Genomic DNA, 21,923 nt, shown 5'->3' on the forward strand with positions numbered 1-21,923 from the left:
TGAAGTCAGCGGATGCCGGCAGAGTTGGGAAAAGGTTTTCTCAAAAGGAAGATTAGGGGAAGGATGCAAGGATGGCAAGAGGGAATGGCCTGGTTACAGGCATGTTCGGCAGTCAACTACGACTCGCTGCCCTGGGTCCAGGATCTGCCATGGGGGCCCGAAGGAAAGAGGGCGAGCAGCTTTGGCGTGCATTGCCGTTCAGCGGGCACCGCGACCGAATAATCGCGGTGCCGCAGTCTACCCGCAGAGCTAGCAGTTCTCAGTCTGTGGATCGCACGCCTTGTTTTTCTGTTTCTGTGGCTTGGGCTTGACCGCCTGCTCGGGCTCGGCCTGCTGCTGCTCGGCCGCTGGCTGCTCCTTGGCCTTCCGCTTCTCAGGCTTGGCAGCCTGCTCCGGCTCAGCCTGCTGCTGCTCGGCATCGGGCTGCTTCTTGGCCTTCCGCTTCTCAGGCTTGGCCGCCTGTTCCGGCTCGGCCTGCTGCTGCTTGGCGGCGGGCTGCTTCTTGGCCTTCGGTTTCTCGGGCTTGGCCGCCTGTTCCGGTTCGGCCTGCTGCTGCTCGGCGGCGGGCTGCTTCTTGGTCTTCGGCTTCTCAGGCTTGGCCGCCTGTTCCGGCTCGGCCTGCTGCTGCTTGGCGGCGGGCTGCTCCCCGGCCTTCGGCTTCTCAGGCTTGGCCGCCTTGCCGGGCTCGGCCTGCTGCTGCTCGGTGGCCGGCTGCTCCTTGGCCTTCGGCTTCTCAGGCTTGGCGGTTTCTTCGGGCTTGGCCTGCTCGGTCGTTGCAGCGCCTTCGGTCGGCTTCGATTTCCGGCCAGCCTGAACCTGCTTCACCTCCTCGATGTCTTTGAGCTTAGCTGGTTTGGCCTTAGGGTCGGCTTTCACCTCGCCCTCAAAGACAGCGACCGTATCGTTTTCCAGTTTGCCGGACTGCTCGGGCGCGTCGGTCTTGCTGACCTTGACGGCAGTCACCTTCTGGTTCGTCTCCTTTTCGATCACATCGACATCAATGACTTTGTTGATCACCAAATTGTTCTGGATCGTCACGTCGCCGGCCGGTTCGGCCGCCTCGACAATGCGCACAAACTCCGGCTCATCACGAATAACGACCACAGAAATGTCCGCGGCAAGGAATTCGCGGGTGGGGACCACAACCCAGTAATAATCCGGCGTCGTGTCGAAGGTCACCTCGATTGAAATCAAATCCGGATCGCGGCGGGGCGGCAGCGGCGCCCAAATGATGTGCTCCCTGTCACGACGCCAACTCACCCATGCTGGCGCCCAGCGGGTGCCCGGAACCCAGTACCAGCCGATATCGTCGGCATAGCCCCACCGGCCGTAATGGTACGTCGCCCAGCCGAATGGCTCGTCGGACACCCAGAGCCAGCCATACTGCTCGGTATAGACCCAGTGTCCAAGCGTATACGGACGCCAATCGTCAGGCACATCAACCGGCACGAAAACGGTCGCTCCGTGATACGAGACCCAATCACCATAGGAAGACAGGTCTTCGTAGAACGTGCTGATCGAAACGGTGGTGGCAGCCCTTGCCTCGGACACGAGCGACAATGGCGCAATTGGGTTGGGAATCTCGACGACTGTGAGCAGGCAGGCGGTTACGCCGCCCAGCATCAGTCGCACCGCATGTCGGGCAAGGACGCGTTTCATCGTAATCTTCCTCCGAAACAGATCGCCCTTCATCGTACAAACCCGCCGGCTGCCGGATTGTTCCACTTTGCTGACGTTACCCGCATCCGCTCCGGCAACGGCTTGGCATCGCACGATGATACGAAATATCAAAGTTGCTTCATGAGGGCGGTGACCATCACAAATGCGCGCCGAAGGCGCGGCGATAGGTCGTTGGTCAGCGGGCCCGACGGTAAAGGAGCCGCCGCAACAGGCTCTGCGCCAGGCTGTTCGGGCGAAAGCCAAGCCGCTGCGCCGTCTCGCGAATCCGCTCGCGTGTCTCGGCGGTCATCCGCCCCTGCCCGTTCAGCGCTTTGGACGCCGTGGCCACGCTCACGCCGGCGATGGCGGCCACCTCACGCAAGGTGACGGGCTGCTTGGCGGGCGTTGGCTGGGCGTCGGAGGCCATGGTTTGGATATCGATCCGCCCAGGGGGAAAAGCTTTTCTCTTAATGCCCGGCGGGGTTCTGAATAGTGAGGTCAGCGGATGCGGGGCGATTTGAGAAAAGGTTTTCTCAGAGGGAGATTAGGACCGAAATGCGGGTATGGCAAGGGGGATGACTTTGCTAAGGGTGTTCGAGATTTCTCGTTGAGTACGGGGTGTCTGCGATCACTTTGCGTCAGGGGCGGTAATTGCCGAGCAGATACCTTACGTCGCGTTCTGGCCGAAAGCGGGTGGTCTGGTTTCGCGCAGCATAAGCTGCACAGCTGGCATCGCTACCAACCAGTGCTTGCTGACCAGTTACTAGACGCGCCGTGTAATCAGCATAGAAGGCAGACTTAGGTGTTCCAAACACAGGCCGTATGGGAGAATCTCATGGTGGTGCCATCCGTCCTGTTCACCCAGAAGCACTTGCTCCCGAAATCAGCGCTTCGCACGCTGAAGCTATTAACACCGCTGCCAATCTTCTCCTTGGCTTCTGGATGACGGGCCAAGGCAGCCCCCAACACGATGGAGTCGGCGGCGTTAACCCGGTCCCCGACATCATAACGATGAAGCATCGCCTTTAAGTAGGCAACGGCATCGCCTTTCTTCTCGAAGTGCTTAGGGCCGAGAGTCACCGGCTTCTTCTTAGCCATTTCATCCTCCTTTCATGTCACTCAAGAGCCGTTGCGTTCTCGGCTCTGTTTGTCGAAAGCAGCCGCTCGCGCAGTTCCCGAACAATGACAGCAGGAATGTCCATGCCCTCGAGTTGATCGGCGCGCTCTACAACCCACTCGAGACATTCTTCTTGATTGAGATCGTCGCGAGCGATCTTTTCGTAGAGTGCCACCGCGCTCATGCGGGACAGGCCTAGTTCCATCAGGGAGATAAGCGTGCGGGAGGAGACGCCGAACTCGAGCTGGGTGCCGATGTCCAATCCATGGTCGATCAGATCTTCACGGCCTATTGACCTGAGATGCAGATGCAGCACGTCCATGTAGGCCGACAGGTACTTCGGCGCTTTGAAGCGGGCGATCTGTTCAACCAGGGCCATAGTGTCGCGTATAAGCGTCGGCAGGCTATAGGCTCGCTTGACCTCTTCGTGCCAGGCGATGTTCCTGCGGATGATCTCAGCAAGGGACCTGCCCTTCAGCCACTGGAAGACGATTAGGGCGAAAAGCCTGATGCGCCCCTCAGGTTCGAACGCCGGAAACAAACTTCCGTTGATCCGGCGCATGATCGTGACGAACCGGTCATAGCTATCGTCGCTCGCGACCTCGACCGGCAGCAGGTTCTCCGGCTCGCCTTCATAGTTCCTGAAGGTCTCCAGGAGGCGCTGCAGTCCGACGGGACTGACGCCGGGGTGGCGAGCGGCCAACTGCACATCGATGTCTAACTGGTTTGCAAGACCCTGTAGCACTTCGTCGAGTCTAGCGATAAAGGCGGGGTCGTGGCGCTTTGCGAGATCTGCCTGGGAGATTGACCCCAGCCGCATATAGGATGTGAGAAGGTAGGCTCCAACTTGCTCAAACTCCTTAGTGCCTTCCAGATCCGAAAGCGCTTGCTCCGCTCGCTTCGCCAGATAGTCGACGATCCCATCGCCAAGGTCGAGCACGGCATCACTCTCCCGTTTGATCGGATATCTCGCGCGGAGCGGAACACCTTTCGGCCATGCCATTGTATCATTCGGATCGATACAGATAATGTTGCCTTGGAACTCGTCTCCCCAGCGCCCGGCCCGACCCGCCAGATTCCAGAAGTCGTGCGGCTCCATGGGATTGCCGAGTCCCTTGCGAGGACCCCGAACCACAATCGTGCGGCAGGAGAGGTTGACCCCTTCCACCAGCGTCGACGTGCAGACGAGGAAACGAATCTTGCCCAACCGGAACAGCCGCTCAATCTCGAGACGGAGAAGTGAAGGCATGTTGCCGAAATGGAACGCCACGCCCCGCTCAACCATAGGCGCGAGCCGGAAGTGTGGATGCACGCCCTTTCGCGCGAGCTCGGCCAGAGCAGCTAGCTCCGGATCACCGAGTTTTGGCTCAGGCTTCGGTTGAAGCTGACTGATCAGGTCGGCGATGTCCTCGGAGTCGGCTGCGCCGTTGGCGTAGACGAGCGTCCCGCCGCGCTTGCCGGCGGCCGCCGCGATAAAGGCAAGACGCTTGATGAAGCTGGCCGGCGTGGTCGCAAGCTCAAGCGTTCCGATCGGGATCGTGGCGTCCGCTTGCCGCGACTCCAGTGTCCAACGCTTAGGTTTTCCGGAAACCTGTCTCGCCAGCAGCAAGTTCTGGAGGACGGTCGGGACGTCGCTATCGACCGCTACTGTCTCGATGCCCTCCGGTGCGTCCGCCAGGAGTTCGCCCGGATTCTGAGTTGCAGGACTAATGAAGACGAGCTTCATCTTTGGGTTCGTGCGGGCCGAGCGCTCTATCGCCTCCTGTAGGATGACGCCCCTTCCATCGTCGCCGATCTTGTGCGCCTCATCCACGATGAGGAGATCGACGAGGAATGCGTCGCCAAGCACGTTGGCGAGTAGGTGCATCCGCTCCTGCGTAAGGACCAGAACGAGTCGCGCGCCGCCCGCGCGAGCCACGTCGTACTTGCTGCGCAGAGGCAGCGAGGACACCATGATGTCCTTTGCGTCGCCCAGAAGGCTGTACAGATTCGTCTCGATTTCCGAGACGAGGGCCCGGGTGGGAGCGAGATAAACTGCCACCGTCGCCTCGGAAGCGCCGAGCTGGTCAATGAGCCATTGCAGTACGACGAACGTCTTGCCCGACGCGGTGGGCGCAGATGCCGAAAGCCAGTTTGCCTGCGAGGCATTGGTCCAGAATCGCTGCTGGAAGTCATTCACCTGTATCCACGTCCCAGTGGTTGTGACGAGGACCGAACGGTCCATCTCACGGCGCTGAGACTCAAGGCGGAGCGCAACCCCCAGCCGTTCGTCGAGACCGGGTGCCACGAGTTCGCGTCCGACCGCCAGCGAGACGGCGCGGAAGTTGGAAAGCTTCCCGAGCAGCACAGCTCCTGCGTCCCTGACGATCTTGTCTTCGGTGAGGGTGATCGCGGCGACTGCAATCCTGAGGGCAGCCTCCTGGTCCGCCCGCGCCTCGGACCGGGCTAGGATGCTTCCCGCGAGAACGAGGCGTTGCCATTCGATACCCTGCGCAGTTGGCTCGTCAGGCTCTTCCGCAAGGTTGTCCAGATCGGACCGGACAGTCAGGCGGACGATCTTGTCCAAGTCTTCGCGCAGGCCTACCGCGAGCAGCCACGACTGAAGATCCCCGAGGCTCATTTCTTCTTCAAGCCCATCGTCTCGAGGAATACATCCCGAAAGCCCTGCGCAGACGTCAGGGGCACGCAGAAGAACTCGATCTCTAGCTGTTCGAGTTTGTTCTTGGTCAGGCCTTTGCCAATGTTCTCGATCCACCCGACCAGCGCATTGCGCGCCGCCACCGCGATGTCGTCCGCGATTGCCTGGGAGTTCTCCTCGGGGTAAAACGACGCCTTGAAGCCCACTAGCGCCAGCCCGCAGTATCGGACGCGGTTCGATTGGGGCGACGACCGATCGAAGTACTGCCGGAGCGCAGCAGTGAGCGTCGGATCGCTAAGATCCACCTTGTCGCTCAGCAGCAGGAGATCGCGCTCTCGCTCGGCTCCTTCGTGTTCCGGCTCGATCAGATAGGGAGCGAGGGAGTCGAGGCAGGCTCGGATCGCATCACCCGCGTCCTCGTAGATCTTGGACTCGCCCCAGTAGAGTTTCAGGACGCCTTCCGGCGTCACGCCGGCGTAGACGCCGTCCGCGCCATGGTAGTGGAGCCGGTCGTCCGTCTTCAGATCCATCTTGCAAAGGATCTGCGGCAGCTTGAGGAAGCGCTCGGCGAGCAGGAAAAGCAGCATCTCGCCACCTTCGCCCGTTTTCGCAAGGTCGGTGAAAGAACGCTTGGCTCTTTCAACCAATTCGGCGACCGCTTCAGTGCTGTTATACTTCGCGTCGCGCGCCTTCGCCTCAGCGATCTTGGAGCGCGGCAGCGCATAGTCCGCCGCTGCGTTCCTCATGAATTCTGCAAGACGGCGCATCTGGATGCGGCCATTGCCGTCTACGGCAAGACAGTGGCAGTGAATCTTGACCGAATGTCCCGCAAGGAGAACGTCACGCTCAACGAGTGTGAGATGTACGGCTAGCGCTTCTGGATTACCTATGAGCGCGGACTCGAGAACGGTCGCGTTTATCGTCGACAGACTTGCCCCCTGTTCAGGCTCACCTACTTGCCCTCAAAATCAGCCAAATATTGAATCGTAGATTTAACACGACTTCGTTGAAGTTCAACAGCCGTAGCCGCTATAATTACTTCAATTATCCAGATGTAAGAGGCGAACGCGAATCGTTTCTCGATATCCTCAATGGCTCGTAGCGTAGATGAACAGCTGGTTTTAACGAACGTCCCCTATTGTCAGCCGCTCTTATTTCGTAGTCGACCGATATGCGGCGCACTGCGGTCATTCGCGACGCGGACGGTGGACCTCACCGACGGCGCGGTTCTCGGAAGGCCGCTCGGTTCGCCCCCTGGCAGAAAGGACCCCGCCCTGAGAAAACTTATCGTCACCGAATTCATCAGCGTCGATAGCATCGCCGAGGTCGAGAAGCTGCCCAGCGTGACCTGGAATGATGAGATGCACAAATTCAAGGAAGACGAGCTTGCCGACAGCTGCGCCATGCTGTTGGGGCGCGCGACCTATGAGATCTTTGCCGGCTCCTGGCCCAGGGAAACCGGAGACTTCGCCGACCGGTTCAACGCGCTGCCGAAATATGTCGCCTCGACCAGCTTGACGCTGCGCGGATTCCTCCCGCGATTGAGGCGATCGAGTTCGCAGCCACCAGGCGGAGGGTTCTGATCCGCCCTTTCTTGCTGCTGCTGCGGACGTCCTGATTCAGCCACAAGCCCAAATTGCTGGATTTGGCAGCTCTGGAAGGATAAGCTTGGTTTGTGGTTCAGCGATGGAACAGAGACTAGCCGCAATTCTGGCTGCCGATATGGCGGGCTACAGCCGGCTAATGGAGGCCGATGAATCCGGCACGCTCGCACGTCTTCGGACCCATCGCATAGAACTGGTCGATCCCGCCATCGCGAAGAACAAGGGCCGGATCATCAAGACCACCGGAGACGGCATGCTCGTTGAGTTCCAGAGCGTGACCGATGCCGTGAAATGCGCCGTGGAAATCCAACAGCGCATGAAACGGCGCAATTCGGATGTGCCGCAAGAACGGCGTATCGAATTCAGGATCGGCATAAATCTCGGCGACATCATTTTCGACGATGAGGATATTTTCGGCGACGGCGTCAATATTGCCTCGCGCATCGAGCAACTCGCCGACGTCGGCGGTATCTGCGTGACCGCAGCGGTGGCGACCCAAATTGCCGACCGTCTCGAAATTGCCATGGAGGACCTGGGCGAGAAGACGTTAAAGAACATCAGCCGCCCGGTTCGCCTCTATCGCGTTGGGTTTGACAGTTCTGTCCTGCCGGAAGTCGAGGCAAAGCGATCCATCTCGAAACCTTCGATAGTGGTGCTGCCATTCACCAACATGAGCGGCGACCCCGAGCAGGAATTTTTCGCGGACGGATTGACCGAGGACATCATCACCGAACTGTCCCGCCACCATGAGCTGTTCGTGATCTCGCGCAATTCCAGCTTCGTCTACAAGAACCGCGCCGTGAATGTGCGCGAGGTGGCCGAGAAACTCACCGTCCAATACCTGGTGGAGGGAAGCGTCCGCAAGATCGGCGACAGGGTGCGCGTGACGGTTCAGCTCATCGACACGGCGAACGACGCTCATATTTGGGCAGACAAATATGACCGGAAGCTGGACGACATATTCGCGATTCAGGATGAGGTGACCGCGGCGATCGCAGCCACGCTGCCCGGTCGTGTCGAGGCGGCTCAGCGGGACCAGCTCGCGCGGGCGAAACCTGCAAACATGGCCGCGTATGAATGTGTGCTTGCTGCCAAGGTGCTGCATCACCGAAGCACGGTTGCGGATAATGAACGCGCGCAAACCTTGATCGAAAGGGCCGTCACGCTCGACCCCGATTATGCCCATGCCCATGCCTGGCGGGCCTGCATTCTTGGCCAGGCCTGGGTCCATAACTGGTGCGAAGACAGGGATGCCGTCTGGAACAACATCATGGCGGCGCTGGACAGGGCGCTGGCGCTGGACAACAACGATGCCGATGTCCACCGCATTCTCGCGGCAGTGAACGTGAACAACAATGAGCTGACCACAGCGCGCTACCATCAAGAGCGGGCGCTGGCCCTCAATCCCAATTACGATCTCGTGGTGGTGCAGCAAGGCGAGTTATTGACGTGGCTCGGGAGGCCGGAAGAGGGAATTGAATGGATCCGCAAGGCAATGCAGTTGAACCCGCACCACCCGGAGAGGTTCTGGAGCCATCTGGGAAAAGCGCATTTCGCCGCGCGCCAGTATGGCGAGGCGATCGAAGCTTTCATGCATCTGTCAACCATGGACTCGGCTCAGCACGCTTTCGCCGCTGCCTGCTACGGCTGGCTCGGCGACGAAATCGCGGCCGCGGCGCATCTAGGCAAGATCAGAACGCTCGATCCCCAATTCGACCTCGATTCATTTATCGCCACCCTGCACTTTGCCCAGGAGTCTGATGTGCAGCACGTCCGCGAAGGACTGCTGAAAGCCGGTATTGCCAACCTGTAGGCAGCCGGTAGCTACGAACCAGAGCCAATCGGCAAAAACGATGCGGACCTTGTGGCATGACCGAACGACGGGCAGGTCGGAGAAGCTTTTCCCACGGTATCGGTCTTTGGAAGCGAACAGGGAAAACCCTCCCCCTGAAAAAGCGCCGCGCTAGTTGACGGCGCATGTCGCATAAGCCCGCGCCATTCGGCCCTGCCAGAAAGGAACCCGCCATGAGAAAACTCATCATCACCGAATTCATCAGCGTCGATGGCATTGCCGAGGTCGAGAAGCTGCCGAGCGTGGCCTGGAACGATGAGATGCAGAAATTCAAGGACGACGAGCTTGCCGACAGCGGCGCCATGCTGTTGGGGCGCACGACCTATGAGATCTTTGCCGGCTCGTGGCCCAAGGAGACCGGAGAATTCGCCGACCGTTTCAACGCGCTGCCGAAATATGTCGCCTCGACCAGCTTGCAGGCGCTCGACTGGCAGCCGGCCGAGCTGCTGCAGGGCGCGTTGCCGGAAGCGGTCAGAGGGCTGAAGCAAGGCAGCGGCGGCAACATCTATGTGCATGGCAGCCTCAGCGTCGCGCAGGAATTGCTGCGCCACGGCCTGGCCGACCGCATCAGGCTGCTCAGCTACCCCGGTGCCGTCGGCCAGGGCAAGCTGCTGTTCCCGCCCGGCGCACAATTGCCGCTCGAGCTGATCTCGGCCACGCAATTCAGCAACGGCGTGGTGGCGCTGGAGTATGCGGCTGGGATGGGCAAGCGGTGATGACAGCCAAGCTCGCCCCTTGAGGGGGAGATGCCCGGCAGGGCAGAGGGGGGCGTCTCGCGTAATGCGCCAACCCCTACCGACGCAAGAGGGGGGCCGCGCCCGGTCGAACCGACCCCCTCTGTCGCCTTCGGCGACATCTCCCCCTCAAGGGGGGAGATTGGCAGCGCCCCTACACCGTCCGCTGCCTGCCCTCGACCGCAGCGTCTTCCCGCGCCTTCAGTGCCTTCTCGATCTCGCGCTTCAGCTCGTCCTTGATCGCCACCGTCTCGGCCATCAGCGCCTCGACCTTCATGAAATCGAGCACCCGGTATTTCGAAACGGCCGGCCTGATCAGAATGTCGGGCCGGCTCTGGTTCAGCTTGCTGGCGATGATCGACTGCATCATCAGCTGCGTGGCGCCGAACATCAGGTCGACGGAGGTCGGGAATTTGCGGCCGGCCTCGGTCGGCGCGCCGACCACGTCGACGGCGATGATGATGTCGGCGTCGAGCTCGATCAGGTCGAACGGCACGGGATTGTAGATGCCGCCGTCGATCAGCAGCCTGCCGTCGCGCATCACCGGGCGGAACACCGCCGGGATCGCCGCCGAGGCGGCCAGCGCCGAATGCAGCTCGCCTTCGTCGAACACGGCGAGCTTGTGGCCATAAAAGTCCGTTGCCGTCACCTTCAGCGGTATCTTCAATTCGGCGAAGGTCTCGGGAATGGCGTCGGGCAGGAACGCCTTGAGGATGCGCTCGACATTGAACTGGCTGACCCGCAGGCCGCCCTGCATCGCCTCGGCAAAAGTGCCGGGCCGCGCCCGCCACATGCGCGTCGCCACTTCGGCGCGACGGCCGAGGATCGAGCGCGTATAGTCGTGGATGTCCTTGCCGGTCATGCCCGAGGCCATGCCCGCGCCCATGATGGCGCCGATCGACGAGCCGGCGATTGCTGCCGGCCTTATGCCCAGCTCGTCCAGCGCCTCGATGACATGGATATGCGCCAGCCCACGCGCCCCGCCGCCGCCAAAGGCGATGCCGAAGCTAGGGCTCATCCCTTGTTGGCCGCGCCGAGCTTCGGCCCGACCACCATAACGGCCGGCTCGGCGGAGAGCAGCTTTTTCGCCACCGCTTTCACCTGATCCAGCGTCACCGCGTTTATCAGGGCGGCGCGGCGCTGCATGTAGTCGATGCCGAGCTTGCCGAGCTGGATCTCGACCAGCGTTGAGGCGATCGCGCCGGAGGAATTCAGATTGTTTATGGCATAGGCGCCGATCATGTATTTCTTGGTCGCCGCCAGCTCGGCTTCGGTCGGCCCCTCCTCGGCCATGCGCTTGACCACGTCGCGCACCACGGCCAGCGTCTCGGCCGCCCTGTCGGCGCGGGTCGAGGTGGTGATGGACAGCGCCTCGGAATGCTGGTGGTCGACGAGGTCGGAGCTGACGCTGTAGGCCAGGCCGCGCTTCTCGCGCACCTCGTCGAACAGCCGCGAGGTGAAGGTGCCGCCGCCGAGGATCTCGTTCATCAGCACCGCGGCGAAGAAATCCGGCGCGTTCCGCTTCACGCCGGGATAGGCGAGTTGCAGCGAAGCCTGCGGCTGGTCGTAGACGACCTCGAGCTGCTGGCCGAGCTTCAGGTCGATATCGGGAACGGGCGTAAGCGCCTGCTTTTCCGGCAGGCTGCCGAACACCAGGTCGAGCTTCTGCTTCAGCGTCTCGGCGTCGATGGCGCCGACCACCGCGACATGCAGGCCGTCGCGGGCGAAATTCGCCTTGTGGAAGGTGCTGAGATCGGACGGCGTAATCGTCGCGATGCTTTGCCTGGTGCCCTGGTAGGGCCGCGCATAGGGATGATTGCCATAGATCGCTTCCAGCCATTTGCGCTGGGCGAGCGTATCGGGATCGCGCTCGTTGGCGATGATGCCGGACAGGATCTGCGCGCGGATGCGGTCGATCGGCACTTGGTCGAAGCGCGGCTGGTTGACTGCCACGCGCAACAGGTCGAAGGCGCCGTCGCGCTGGTCGGCCAGCATGCGCATCGAGCCGTAGATGCCGTCGCGCTGCGCCTCGAAGCTCATCTCTGCACCGACGTCGTCGAGCTTGATCTGGAAGGCCTCGCTGTCGAGGTTGCCGGCACCTTCGTCGAACAGGCCGCTCATCAGATTGGCAAGCCCTTCCTTGCCGGGCGGGTCCTGCGTCGCGCCGCCATCGAAAACGAAGCGGATAGCGACGATCGGCACCGAATAATCCTCCACCAGCCAGGCGGTGATGCCCTTCGACGAGGTCACCTCCTGGATGTTCACGGCGGCGCGAGCGGAAAGCGCCGGCAGGAGGAGGAAGACGAGGGAGAGAATGAGGGTGGCCAGAAGAGGGCCGGCGCGCCAATTGCCAAGGTCGGCGCCGCCCCTCATCGCCCTGCCGGGCACTTCTCCCCGTATAGTGACGGGGAGAAGGGGCTGGCCGCTGTCCCGGCGCTCGCTCTGCAAACGCTGAAGATTGGCGAAACCGTCGATGACGGCGCCCCTCTCCCCGTCCCTATACGGGGAGAGGATGCCGGCAGGCAGGTGAGGGGCGGCGCCGACGCTCAAACTCATCATCAAATCAATTCCCAGCCTGGGTTTGCGGCAGAAGATAGCCGGTCGTTGCGTGGTCGAGATTGAGATAGCGGGCAGCGACTTCCTTGACCTGGTCGGCGGTGACCTTGCGGATGCGGTCCGGCCATTGCTGGACGTCCTGGACGTTGCCGCCGGTGGCGAGCGTCGAGCCGTAGATGTTGGCCATGTCCTCCTGCTTGTCGCGGGCAAAGATCATCGAGCGTACGAAACGGTCCTTGGATTTTTCCAGCTCGTCGCTGGTGACGCCGTCTTTCGCGATGCGGGCGATCTCGGCGTCGACCGCGGCCTCGATGTCGGCAAGCTTGGCATCGCCGCGCGGCGCGCCGTAGACGGTGAAATTGGTGTCGTCGAGCATGGTGCCCTGGAAGAAGGCGCCGGCCTCGGCGGCGATGCCTTGCCTGACGACAAGCTCCTGGTAGAGCCGGCTGCGGTTGCCGCCGCCGAGGATTTCGGACAGCACGTCGAGCGCTTCGGCTTCGCCGGGCTTTGCCGTGTGATAGGACGGGACCACCCATTGCGTGGTAAAGCTCGGCACGCTGACGCGCCCGTCGGTCAGCGTCACCGTGCGCCTGGTGTTCTGCTCGGGCTCAACCGGGCGGATGCGCGGCGGCAGATCCGGGCCGCGCGCGATCTTGCCATAGGTCTTTTCGGCCAGCGCCTTGACCGTTTCCGGTTCGACATCGCCGGCCACCACCAGCACGGCATTGTTGGGTGTATAATATTTGTTGTAGAAGGCCATCGCGTCGGTGCGGTTCAGCTTCTCCATCTCCTGCATCCAGCCGATGACCGGAATGCGGTACGGCTGGTTCTGCCACAGCGTGGCGTCGATTTCCTCGTCGAGCACTGCCTGCGGATTGCTATCGATGCGCGAGCGGCGCTCCTCGAGGATGACGTCCCGCTCGGTCTTGATGACATCGTCGTTGAGGATGAGATTGCGCATGCGGTCGGCCTCGAAGCCCATCATCTCACCGAGCGCCTGCGGCACCACCGTCTCGTGAAAGGCGGTGTAGTCGTAGGAGGTGAAGGCGTTGTCCGAGCCGCCGATGGCGGCGACGGCACGGTCGAGCTCGCCCGCAGCATGGTTGCTGGTCGCCTTGAACATCAGATGCTCGAAGAAATGGGCAATGCCGGACTTGCCCGGCGGCTCGTCGGCGCTGCCGATCTTGTACCAGACCATATGGGTGACGATGGGGGCGCGGTGATCGGGGACGACGACGACCTCCATGCCGTTGTCGAGCAGGAAATCGGTCACGACGCCATCGTCAGGATTGTTATCCGCCAGAGCCGGCGCGGCCATCACCAGAGCCAGTCCCAAGAGCGTTCCGCGCAGCCATTCAGCCTGAAATGTCATAGATGGCTCCGGTTTGTGGTGGGACGATAGGCGGGGTTGCTGGTCGAGGCAAAGCGAATTGTTCGTCATTTTGAAGGCGCCACCGTGGAAGCCGAACTCAGGCGGCCTCGATGAACCGGATGACCGTCTCGCCATAGTTGCGCTCGTCGACAACCGAAAAGCCCGGCCCTGCCTCGAACGGCGCCGCCGCCGCTTCCTCGACGACGCAGAGCGCGCCAGGGGCGAGCCAACCACCGGCCTTGGCCGAGCGCAACGCACGTTCGCCAAGGCCTTTGCCATAGGGCGGATCGGCGAAGACCAGGCCGAATGCGGCGATGGTGCCCGCCTCGCCCAAGCCCGTCGCGTCGCGGCGGAATATCTTGGTGCGGCCGGTGAGGCCGAAGGCCTCGACATTGGTGCGGATCAGGCCGCGCCCTTCGGCGGATTCTTCGATGAAGACAGCGTAGGAGGCGCCGCGCGACAGCGCTTCGAGGCCGAGCGCGCCGGTGCCGGCGAACAGGTCGAGCACGCGCGCGCCGTCCAGTTTTTCAGGAAAGCGATGCGCCAGCACGTTGAAGACCGCCTCACGCGTGCGGTCGGTGGTCGGGCGGATGGCAAAGGTGCGGGGCGTCGCCAGCGGACGCCCGCGAAACTCACCGCCGACGATCCGCATTGCTTCCCTTCGGGCCGCCGCGCGGGCGGTCGCCACCGCCATCCGGGCGCTCGCCGCGCGGTTTGCCGAACGGCTTTGCACCGCCGCCTTGCGGCTTGCCGCCGGGCTTGCCGTAAGACGGCTTGAACGATGCCTTGCGCGCCTTGTTTTCCGCCGCCTTGGCGGCGTCTGCCTCCGCCCTGCCCTTGCCGATCGGCCGTGCGCCCGGCGCCATCCAGACATTGGCCTTGCGCTGGCCCGGCGGCTCGATCGGCCGCTGCTCGCGTTCGGATTTTTTCCCACCGAAGCCGCCACGAGGCTTGTCGCCGCGGGGTTTGTCCCCGAAGTCGCTGCGTTCAGGTCTGGGGCCACGCTCGCCAAAGCTCTTTTTTGGCCCAAAGCTCCTGTCAGGGCTTGTCGACAGCTTGCCGAGCGCTTCGTCGCGGCTGCCTTCGCGGCGCTTGCGGTTCTTGATCAGGCCGCCCTCGCCGATCGGCCGGCGTTCGCCGTCGCGGGTGAATTTCGGCCGCTCGGGCTCCTCTTCGCGCTCACGCCTGACCGGCTTGTTGGAAAACGGCTTGGCGATATCGGCATCGAAATTGGCGCCGGACTCTTCGACCAGGCGCTCGCCGAGCTGGTCGCGCAGCACGCGGCCCTTGATCTCCAGCACATGGCCTTCCGGCAAATCGTCGAGCTGGAACGGCCCGTAGGAAATGCGGATCAGCCGCGTCACGTCGAGACCGAGCGCGCCCAGGATGTTCCTGACCTCGCGGTTCTTGCCTTCGCGCAGGCCGAGTGTCAGCCAGGCGTTCGAACCCTGCTCGCGGTCGAGGGTCGCCTCGATGGCGCCGTAAAAGACACCGTCGACGGCAATGCCTTCGCGCAGGCCGGCAAGCGCGCTTTCCTCGACCTTGCCGTGAACGCGCACGCGGTAGCGTCGCAACCAGCCGGTCGCCGGCAGTTCGAGCACGCGCGACAGGCCGCCATCATTGGTGAGCAGCAGCAGGCCTTCGGTGTTGATGTCGAGCCGGCCGATGGTCATCAGCCGCGGCAGCCCGGGCGGCAGCACATCGAAGACGGTCTTGCGGCCTTCGGGATCGCGGTTGGTGGTGACCACGCCGGCCGGCTTGTGGAACAGGAACAGCCTGGTGCGCTCGATCGGCGGGATCTCCATGCCGTCGAGATGGATGATGTCGCCGGGCATGACATTGAAGGCCGGCGAGGACAACACCTTGCCATTGACCTTGACGCGGCCGGCCGCAATCAGTTCCTCGGCGTCGCGGCGCGAGGCCAGACCGGCACGCGCCAGCCGCTTGGCAATGCGTTCGCCGGCTTCTTCCGTTGCCTCGACGCGACGCGGGCGCGGCTTGAAGCCGCCTTCCGATGCCACCTGTGCCCTTTGTGCCCCTTGCGGTCGATCGCCGCCAAAATCACGCTTGGGACGATCGCCAAAATCACGCTTGGGACGGTCGAAGCGCCTCTCGCCGCGCTCGCTTTCGGCAGCTGCCGGCCGGTCGCCGCGCGGAGTGTAAGGCTTGCGCGGACCTTCGCGCTTTTCATAAGGCGTGCCCTCCGGACGCGGCCCTTTGTTGAACGGCCTGTCGCCGCCTTTGAAGTCGCGCTTCGGCCGCTCGCCTTCGGCAGCTGCCGGCCGGTCGCCGCGCGGCGCATAAGGCTTGCGTGGACCCTCGCGCTGTTCATAAGGCTTGCCTTCCGGACGCGGCCCTTTGCTGAATGGCCGGTCGCCGCCTTTGAAGTCGCGCTTCGGCCGTTCGCCTTCGGCGGCCGCCGTCCGGTCGCCGCGCGGAGTGTAGGGTTTTTTGGCGCCGAAGGGCGGCTTGCCGCCCTTGCCGGGAGCGCTATCGCGACCACGCGACCCTGCCGGCTTCGGGCCGGCCTTGCGCGGGAATTTCTTGTTTTTGTCGTCCATGTGGCCTTTGCTCGTTTGCGCGGGTAGTAACAGGATCGCGCTCTAGTGGCGAGGAGATAATCGGAATGGAAACCGCGTGAAGCGGCAGGATTTCATGGCGCTGGCGCTTAAAGAAGCCGAAGCCGCCTCCCAGCGTGGCGAGGTGCCGGTTGGCGCGGTCGTCGTCGGCGGCGATACGGTCGTTGCGAGTGCCGGCAACCGCACCCGCGAGTTTGCCGATCCCACCGCCCATGCCGAGATGCTGGCGATCCGCGAGGCCTGCCGCAAGCTTTCCAGCGAGCGGCTCAGCGGCCACGATCTCTATGTGACGCTGGAGCCATGCGCCATGTGTGCCGGCGCCATCTCCTTCGCCAGGCTGCGCCGGCTTTATTTCGGCGCTGCGGACGAGAAGGGCGGCGCAGTGGTCAACGGCGTTCGCTTCTTCACGTCACCGACCTGCCACCATGTGCCCGACATCTATCCGGGCATGGCCGAGAACGCAGCAGCAGCATTGCTGAAGGACTTTTTTCGCGAGCGACGCGGAGCCTGATTTTCTGGTCCAGCAGACGGTCCATCCAAGTCAGCTAATCCAGGGCAAGAACGTCTCTGGCGCCGTCAGCCTACCAGGGCAGCCAGTCGAACATGCCGCCGCTCTTACTCTTGGCGGCCGCCTCCCTCTTGAGGCGGCGTTCCTTCTTGTACTCGTCCTCGCCGAGGTCACCCTGCGGCGCGGTGGCGGCGGCAGCGCGGTATTGCACCGGTGGCTCGCTCAGATATCTGCGGGTGGTCGGGTCGCCCTGTTTGCCTTCAGCCCGGCGGCGCATGATTTCCGCGGCGCGGCTCTTGTCCGAATCGGCCGGAGTCCAGGCTGGCGGGTGGCTCGAGCCCGACAGCTTCAGCGCGGCCTTGACCGACGCCGGATCCGTCTGCACGTCATCGATGACCTGCGCCTGGTAGGCCGGGTCGTCCTGATGCAGGGTGGCATCGGCGCGCAGGCGGGCACGGCGCTGCTCCGGCGATTCGGGCCATTCGGCACTCGCCGTCTCGATGCTTTCCTGCGGCGGCGGCAAGACTTCCTTCTGCCCCGGCCCTGGCTTCACCAGCGTGGGGCGCGGCTTGTAGTCGATACTATCCTTGCGCTTGGGTGCGAAGGAAAAAGCCCCGGTGAGGTCGCCGGCAAGCTGCGCGCCCGCGGTCTTGTCGGTCCCGTAAGTGGGCGAGCCCATGCAGCCGGACAAAGCGAGGCCCGATACGACAAGCGGCGCCAGCAGCGCAACGCGCGCGTAAGTTCTCTCGGTCATGCCAAAAAGTCCCACTGTAGACAGCCTCTCGATTGCCGCCGGCCAAAGAAAGGTCCGGTCCCCATCGCCTATGCTCTTCCGACGGAATTCCGGCGACAATTTGTCGTCCGGAGTTTCGCGTGTTTACCTCAACCACTCGTTAAGGGCAACGCGCGGGGGCCGATCGGCCGCCCGCCGTGGCATTTGTGCACCGCCTTAAAGACGGCTCAAAGCCTTCAGCTCATGCAGAACAGCGGCGTCACGGGCCGAAACATCCGGGAATTCCGGATCTGAGCCGACATCGGCGGTGTAGCGCCAGGAGCGCGCGCACTTCACCAGGCCACGGTCCTCCGCCTTCTCGACGACCACGGCGACGCCCTTGACGTCGTCGAGGGTAAAGCTGCCCGCCGACGCCTTGCCGTGCACGATTACCAGATCGCTGGTGATCGCCATCTCGGCCATGTCGACATCGGCGATCGCCGCTTCGAGCGCGGCGTCGTCGAGGGTGACGACCGGCACCGCTTCCAGCGAAGAGCCGATGACCTTCTGCGCGCGGGCAATTTCCAGCGCGCCGGTGACGACACGGCGAACCTGCCGAACCTTGCGCCACTTCTCCGCCAGCGCCTCGTTCCTCCAGTCCGCCGGGATTTCCGGGAACTGGTCGAGATGCAGGGAGACCGCATCCGGATGACGGTCGAGCCAAGCCTCTTCCATGGTGAAGGGCAGCATCGGCGCCAGCCATTTCACCAGGCAGTCGAAGAGATGGCGTACCACCTGCACGGAAGCCTTGCGCTTCACGCTGGAAGGCGCTTCGCAGTAAAGCGCGTCTTTGCGGATGTCGAAATAGAAGGCCGACAGCTCTACCACCATGAAGTCGAGCAGCGCGCGGGTGATGCGCTTGAATTCGAACGCGTCGTAGCCCGAGCGTACGACCTCATCGAGTTCAGCGAGCCGGTGCAGCATCAGCCGCTCCAGTTCAGGCATCCTATCCAGCGGCACCTCCTCGCCATCGTCGTGGGCGAGCGTGCCCAGCATCCAGCGGATGGTGTTGCGCAGCTTGCGGTAGGCGTCGATATTGGTCTGCAGCACGTTCTTGCCGAGCCGCTGGTCCTCCCAATAATCGGTCGCCACCACCCACAGCCGCAAGATGTCGGCGCCGGACTGCCTGATGACGTCCTGCGGCACGACGGTGTTGCCGAGCGACTTCGACATTTTCCGCCCCTCCTCATCCATGGTGAAGCCATGGGTGACGACGGTGTCGTAGGGCGCCCTGCCCCTGGTGCCGCAGCTTTCGAGCAGCGAGGAGTGGAACCAGCCGCGATGCTGGTCGGAGCCTTCGAGATAGACGTCGGCCGGCCATTTCAGGTCGGGCCGGTCCTCAAGCGTGAAGGCATGCGTCGAGCCTGAATCGAACCAGACATCGAGGATGTCCATGACCTGCTGCCATTTCGAGGCATCGTGATTGCCGAGGAACCGCTCCGTGGCGCCGGCGGCGAACCAGGCGTCGGCGCCTTCTTTCTCGAAGGCGTCCATGATGCGCCGGTTGACTGCCTCGTCGCGCAGCACATTGCCGTCGGCATCCGCAAACACGGCGATCGGCACACCCCAGGCGCGCTGGCGCGACAGCACCCAGTCGGGGCGCTCCTCGATCATGGCGCGGATGCGGTTCTGGCCGGCGGCGGGCACGAAGCGGGTATCGTCGATGGCTTTCAGGGCGCGGCTGCGCAGCGTCGTGCCGTCGCCAAGTTCCTTGTCCATATAGACGAACCATTGCGGCGTGTTGCGGAAGATGATCGGCTTCTTCGAGCGCCAGGAATGCGGATAGGAGTGCTTCAGGCGGCCGCGCGCGAACAGCGCGTTGCGCTTGATCAGCTCGTCGATGACAGCCTGGTTGGCGTTGCCCTTCTTGCCATTGTCGTCGATGACGCGCGCCGCTCCACCCTCGCGGTCCGGGCCGAAGCCCGGCGCGTCCTTGGTGAAGAAGCCGGCATCGTCGACGGTGAAGGGGATCGCGGTGTCGATGCCACGCTGGCGAAGATCAGAGGCAGCATCCATCCAGGCGTCGAAGTCTTCGCGGCCATGTCCCGGCGCGGTGTGGACGAAACCGGTGCCGGCATCGTCGGTGACGTGATCGCCGGCGAGCATCGGCACGGGGAAATCGTAGCCGCCACCCAGAGCTTTGAGGGGATGCGAAAGCGTAAGGTTTTCAATCTCTTCGGCGCCAACGCTGCGAAGCCGATTCAGAGTGACCTTGGCCTTCGCGGCAGCGTCGTCCTCAAGCTTCTCGGCAAAGATCAGCTTTTCGCCGGGCTGAGGACCAAAGGCGTTCTCGGCCGCGGTAACCTCGTAGAGACCATAGTTGATGCGCGGCGAGTAGTTGACGGCGCGGTTGCCGGGGATCGTCCACGGCGTCGTCGTCCAGATGACGACGTTGGCATCAAGCAGATCGAGCGACGTCTGCGTCAGCTTGGGATCAAGGGCTGGCTGCCCATCCTTGATGTTGATGACCTGGCGAGCGAGGCTGACGACCGGAAACTTCGCCCAGATCGTGTCCGACTCATAGTCCTGGTATTCGACCTCCGCCTCGGCCAGCGCGGTGCGCTCGACCACACTCCACATCACCGGCTTGGAGCCGCGATAGAGCTGGCCGGACATGGCGAATTTCAGCAGCTCGCCGGCGATGCGCGCCTCGGCATGGAAAGCCATCGTCGTATAGGGATTGTCGAAGTCGCCGACGACGCCGAGCCGCTGGAATTCGGAACCCTGCACCTTGATCCAGTGCGCCGCAAACTCACGGCATTCCTGCCGGAACTCGTTGACCGGCACCTCGTCCTTGTTCTTGCCCTTGGCGCGGTACTGCTCCTCGATCTTCCATTCGATCGGCAGGCCGTGGCAATCCCAGCCTGGTACATAGTTCGAGTCATAGCCGCGCATCTGGAACGAGCGGGTGATGACGTCCTTGAGGATCTTGTTCAGTGCGTGGCCGATATGGATGTTGCCATTGGCGTAGGGCGGGCCGTCGTGCAGCACGTATTTTTCGCGGCCGACTGCGTCTTCGCGCAACTTGCGGTAAAGGTCCATGTCCTGCCAGCGCTTGACCAGCAGCGGTTCCTTTTCCGGCAACCCGGCGCGCATCGGGAAATCCGTCTGCGGCAGGTAGAGCGTTTTGGAATAATCGATCGTCTCGGCGGTCTCGGTATCAGTCATTCGTCTGCCATATGCGTTGCCGGCGGCAAAAGAGCCCGGGCGTTGAACTATCATGATCTGGAAAAAGCGCGAGAGGCCGCGCGCAAGATTCCCGGCGGCTCCGGCGGCGGTCAGGCCGCCCGGAGCACCGGGCCTGTAATTCGTATCGCAGGCGCGAATGCGCTGATAAAGTGCGTCATGACCGGGCTTTTAAACGAGGCCGGCCCTATTGAAAAGCCCGAACTCTGATGCTTCCTCCTAAGAGCATGTACCAACTGCGGTTTACATTTCACAGTTAGCGCGCCGGAAGGAACGAAATGTGACTCTGACGATTACCGAGTCCGAACGCGCCCTGCGACTTCATATTTCAACGATGGCGGATCGTGTTTTTCGGCAACCATGAAAGGGCGCAGCGCTGGCTGCGCAAGCGAAGTCGGGTACTCAACGAGGCGCCCATCAATCTCCTACAATCCGAAACAGGTGCGATGCTTGTGGAAGAGGAACCCAACCGCATCGCCTACGGCATAGTCGCCTGAGCCATGCGGCTGCGCGCAGTATGTAACCTGCGACATCACATCGAGAAATCGAAGCGATAGGTCGTCGACACGCCGACCATAAACTGATCCCTGGAGCCGCGCTCCTTGACCAGGCTGGAATCGGCGGCCGGGCCCATCAGGCGGGAATATTCGCCGAACAGACTGGCCGTCATCGGCTCGGTCACCTTCCAGGTCACCGCGCCGCCCGGGCCCGCCGACTTCACCCCGCCACCGGGATGATATTCGCTGAGCCCCGAGGCCAGGGACTCCTCGGCATCAACGCCGTAATAGGCGTCGAAATAGTCCGATGAGGCGAACGAAACGCGCGGTCCGGCCGAAATCCTGACGTCGGGCGTCACATCGTAAAAGGCGTCGGCGGCGATGTCGGCGACAAAACCGTTATGGGCGCGAATGCCGTGCCGCATTTCGGCGCGGGCACGCAGCCAATCCAAAGGATAGAATTCGAAGAAGCCGCCGGCCTCGCCGCCCCAGCGCACCGGGTCGAGACCCTTCAATTCGTCGGCGTCACCACCGTCGCGGGAAAACAGGAACTTGCCTGTCAGGCCGGCGCGGACGCCGCCATCGTCGATCAATGCCAATGAGATATTGTCGTTGCGCGAGGTGAAGCGCGCCGCGGGACCAGCCTTGCCGAGCGAGATGATCGGCGAGGCACTGAGCAGGTACTTCTTGCCGCCCTCGAAATTCGGAGCAACCATGCCGGTGGCACCGACCGTCAGGTACCAGTCTCCGGACAGCCAGCCGAAGGTGCCCTCGCCGGCCTTGGCAACGCCGCAGGTGCCGAGCATGAATGCGGCCAAGATCGTCGGGACAGACCGCATCGTTACTCCA

General features: G+C 62.8%; 18 protein-coding genes and 1 pseudogene. 6 read left to right on the plus strand and 13 right to left on the minus strand.

The window, feature by feature from the left end; all coding sequences use genetic code 11:
• Nucleotides 1-249: 249 nt before the first annotated feature.
• The 5 genes and pseudogenes from NKH49_RS12080 to NKH49_RS12100 all read right to left on the minus strand — a co-directional run bounded on the left by NKH49_RS12080 (nucleotide 250) and on the right by NKH49_RS12100 (nucleotide 6,343).
• A complete protein-coding gene (locus NKH49_RS12080) occupies nucleotides 250-1,692 on the minus strand; it encodes a DUF6600 domain-containing protein (RefSeq protein ID WP_352926202.1) in 1,443 nt (480 codons plus the stop codon).
• Nucleotides 1,693-1,863: 171 nt separating this feature from the next.
• Nucleotides 1,864-2,086, minus strand: a pseudogene (locus tag NKH49_RS12085) (LacI family DNA-binding transcriptional regulator); the annotation flags it as partial.
• Nucleotides 2,087-2,457: 371 nt separating this feature from the next.
• Nucleotides 2,458-2,757, minus strand: a complete 300-nt coding sequence (locus NKH49_RS12090; protein WP_352926204.1) for a DCL family protein — start codon at nucleotides 2,755-2,757, stop codon at nucleotides 2,458-2,460.
• Nucleotides 2,758-2,774: 17 nt separating this feature from the next.
• Nucleotides 2,775-5,396: a DEAD/DEAH box helicase gene (locus NKH49_RS12095; protein WP_352926206.1), complete on the minus strand. Its 2,622-nt coding sequence runs from the start codon at nucleotides 5,394-5,396 to the stop codon at nucleotides 2,775-2,777.
• Nucleotides 5,393-6,343, minus strand: coding sequence for a HamA C-terminal domain-containing protein (locus NKH49_RS12100; RefSeq protein WP_502907872.1), 951 nt, complete (start codon nucleotides 6,341-6,343; stop codon nucleotides 5,393-5,395). The genes NKH49_RS12095 and NKH49_RS12100 overlap by 4 nt, the downstream gene beginning before the upstream one ends.
• Nucleotides 6,344-6,619: 276 nt before the next feature.
• Here NKH49_RS12100 and NKH49_RS12105 point away from each other — a divergent pair, with 276 nt between their 5' ends.
• The 3 genes from NKH49_RS12105 to NKH49_RS12115 all read left to right on the plus strand — a co-directional run bounded on the left by NKH49_RS12105 (nucleotide 6,620) and on the right by NKH49_RS12115 (nucleotide 9,586).
• A complete protein-coding gene (locus tag NKH49_RS12105) occupies nucleotides 6,620-6,997 on the plus strand; it encodes a dihydrofolate reductase family protein (RefSeq protein ID WP_352926210.1) in 378 nt (125 codons plus the stop codon).
• Nucleotides 6,998-7,100: 103 nt separating this feature from the next.
• On the plus strand, nucleotides 7,101-8,831 hold the full coding sequence (locus NKH49_RS12110) for an adenylate/guanylate cyclase domain-containing protein (RefSeq protein ID WP_352926212.1): 1,731 nt from the start codon (nucleotides 7,101-7,103) through the stop codon (nucleotides 8,829-8,831).
• 212 nt (nucleotides 8,832-9,043) lie between these two features.
• On the plus strand, nucleotides 9,044-9,586 hold the full coding sequence (locus tag NKH49_RS12115) for a dihydrofolate reductase family protein (protein ID WP_352926214.1): 543 nt from the start codon (nucleotides 9,044-9,046) through the stop codon (nucleotides 9,584-9,586).
• Between the two features lie 172 nt (nucleotides 9,587-9,758).
• Here the strand turns inward: NKH49_RS12115 and NKH49_RS12120 are convergent, their stop codons facing one another.
• The 5 genes from NKH49_RS12120 to NKH49_RS12140 all read right to left on the minus strand — a co-directional run bounded on the left by NKH49_RS12120 (nucleotide 9,759) and on the right by NKH49_RS12140 (nucleotide 16,093).
• Entirely contained in the window at nucleotides 9,759-10,622 is an 864-nt protein-coding gene (locus NKH49_RS12120; RefSeq protein WP_352541582.1) for a patatin-like phospholipase family protein, read from the minus strand.
• Complete coding sequence (locus tag NKH49_RS12125; protein WP_352926240.1) at nucleotides 10,619-11,977, minus strand: M16 family metallopeptidase; 1,359 nt, start codon at nucleotides 11,975-11,977, stop codon at nucleotides 10,619-10,621. The genes NKH49_RS12120 and NKH49_RS12125 overlap by 4 nt, the downstream gene beginning before the upstream one ends.
• A 190-nt stretch (nucleotides 11,978-12,167) precedes the next feature.
• Nucleotides 12,168-13,532: a M16 family metallopeptidase gene (locus NKH49_RS12130; RefSeq protein ID WP_352817440.1), complete on the minus strand. Its 1,365-nt coding sequence runs from the start codon at nucleotides 13,530-13,532 to the stop codon at nucleotides 12,168-12,170.
• A gap of 97 nt (nucleotides 13,533-13,629) precedes the next feature.
• On the minus strand, nucleotides 13,630-14,184 hold the full coding sequence (rsmD, locus tag NKH49_RS12135; RefSeq protein WP_352475003.1) for a 16S rRNA (guanine(966)-N(2))-methyltransferase RsmD: 555 nt from the start codon (nucleotides 14,182-14,184) through the stop codon (nucleotides 13,630-13,632).
• Entirely contained in the window at nucleotides 14,165-16,093 is a 1,929-nt protein-coding gene (locus NKH49_RS12140) for a pseudouridine synthase (RefSeq protein WP_352926216.1), read from the minus strand. The genes rsmD and NKH49_RS12140 overlap by 20 nt, the downstream gene beginning before the upstream one ends.
• A gap of 76 nt (nucleotides 16,094-16,169) precedes the next feature.
• On the opposite strand from NKH49_RS12140, the gene NKH49_RS12145 reads away from it, so the two are divergent.
• On the plus strand, nucleotides 16,170-16,622 hold the full coding sequence (locus tag NKH49_RS12145) for a nucleoside deaminase (RefSeq protein WP_352770845.1): 453 nt from the start codon (nucleotides 16,170-16,172) through the stop codon (nucleotides 16,620-16,622).
• Between the two features lie 70 nt (nucleotides 16,623-16,692).
• On the opposite strand, the gene NKH49_RS12150 is transcribed toward NKH49_RS12145, so the two are convergent.
• Nucleotides 16,693-17,373: a hypothetical protein gene (locus NKH49_RS12150; protein ID WP_352453465.1), complete on the minus strand. Its 681-nt coding sequence runs from the start codon at nucleotides 17,371-17,373 to the stop codon at nucleotides 16,693-16,695.
• Between the two features lie 195 nt (nucleotides 17,374-17,568).
• A complete protein-coding gene (gene ileS / locus NKH49_RS12155; RefSeq protein WP_352926218.1) occupies nucleotides 17,569-20,559 on the minus strand; it encodes an isoleucine--tRNA ligase in 2,991 nt (996 codons plus the stop codon).
• A gap of 42 nt (nucleotides 20,560-20,601) precedes the next feature.
• Here ileS and NKH49_RS12160 point away from each other — a divergent pair, with 42 nt between their 5' ends.
• Complete coding sequence (locus tag NKH49_RS12160) at nucleotides 20,602-20,787, plus strand: hypothetical protein (protein ID WP_352926220.1); 186 nt, start codon at nucleotides 20,602-20,604, stop codon at nucleotides 20,785-20,787.
• Between the two features lie 134 nt (nucleotides 20,788-20,921).
• A complete protein-coding gene (locus NKH49_RS12165) occupies nucleotides 20,922-21,074 on the plus strand; it encodes an antitoxin Xre/MbcA/ParS toxin-binding domain-containing protein (RefSeq protein ID WP_352926222.1) in 153 nt (50 codons plus the stop codon).
• A 35-nt stretch (nucleotides 21,075-21,109) separates the two neighbouring features.
• Here NKH49_RS12165 and NKH49_RS12170 read toward each other — a convergent pair whose 3' ends face one another.
• The gene (locus tag NKH49_RS12170; RefSeq protein ID WP_352926224.1) at nucleotides 21,110-21,913 is read right to left on the minus strand and encodes a MipA/OmpV family protein; all 804 of its coding nucleotides are present in this window, start codon (nucleotides 21,911-21,913) and stop codon (nucleotides 21,110-21,112) included.
• Nucleotides 21,914-21,923 lie beyond the last annotated feature (10 nt).

The sequence above is a fragment of the Mesorhizobium sp. M1088 genome (genome assembly GCF_040318575.1).
Taxonomy (GTDB): domain Bacteria; phylum Pseudomonadota; class Alphaproteobacteria; order Rhizobiales; family Rhizobiaceae; genus Mesorhizobium.

What these genes read in the sequence shown, in the direction of transcription:
- NKH49_RS12080 (WP_352926202.1), bottom strand. Translation starts at nt 1,692, where the DNA reads ATGAAGGGCGATCTGTTTCGGAGGAAGATTACGATGAAACGCGTCCTT.
- NKH49_RS12140 (WP_352926216.1), bottom strand. Translation starts at nt 16,093, where the DNA reads ATGGACGACAAAAACAAGAAATTCCCGCGCAAGGCCGGCCCGAAGCCG.
- NKH49_RS12120 (WP_352541582.1), bottom strand. Translation starts at nt 10,622, where the DNA reads ATGAGCCCTAGCTTCGGCATCGCCTTTGGCGGCGGCGGGGCGCGTGGG.
- NKH49_RS12090 (WP_352926204.1), bottom strand. Translation starts at nt 2,757, where the DNA reads ATGGCTAAGAAGAAGCCGGTGACTCTCGGCCCTAAGCACTTCGAGAAG.
- NKH49_RS12170 (WP_352926224.1), bottom strand. Translation starts at nt 21,913, where the DNA reads ATGCGGTCTGTCCCGACGATCTTGGCCGCATTCATGCTCGGCACCTGC.
- NKH49_RS12130 (WP_352817440.1), bottom strand. Translation starts at nt 13,532, where the DNA reads ATGACATTTCAGGCTGAATGGCTGCGCGGAACGCTCTTGGGACTGGCT.
- NKH49_RS12125 (WP_352926240.1), bottom strand. Translation starts at nt 11,977, where the DNA reads ATGAGGGGCGGCGCCGACCTTGGCAATTGGCGCGCCGGCCCTCTTCTG.
- NKH49_RS12115 (WP_352926214.1), top strand. Translation starts at nt 9,044, where the DNA reads ATGAGAAAACTCATCATCACCGAATTCATCAGCGTCGATGGCATTGCC.
- NKH49_RS12110 (WP_352926212.1), top strand. Translation starts at nt 7,101, where the DNA reads ATGGAACAGAGACTAGCCGCAATTCTGGCTGCCGATATGGCGGGCTAC.
- ileS (WP_352926218.1), bottom strand. Translation starts at nt 20,559, where the DNA reads ATGACTGATACCGAGACCGCCGAGACGATCGATTATTCCAAAACGCTC.
- NKH49_RS12095 (WP_352926206.1), bottom strand. Translation starts at nt 5,396, where the DNA reads ATGAGCCTCGGGGATCTTCAGTCGTGGCTGCTCGCGGTAGGCCTGCGC.
- rsmD (WP_352475003.1), bottom strand. Translation starts at nt 14,184, where the DNA reads ATGCGGATCGTCGGCGGTGAGTTTCGCGGGCGTCCGCTGGCGACGCCC.
- NKH49_RS12150 (WP_352453465.1), bottom strand. Translation starts at nt 17,373, where the DNA reads ATGACCGAGAGAACTTACGCGCGCGTTGCGCTGCTGGCGCCGCTTGTC.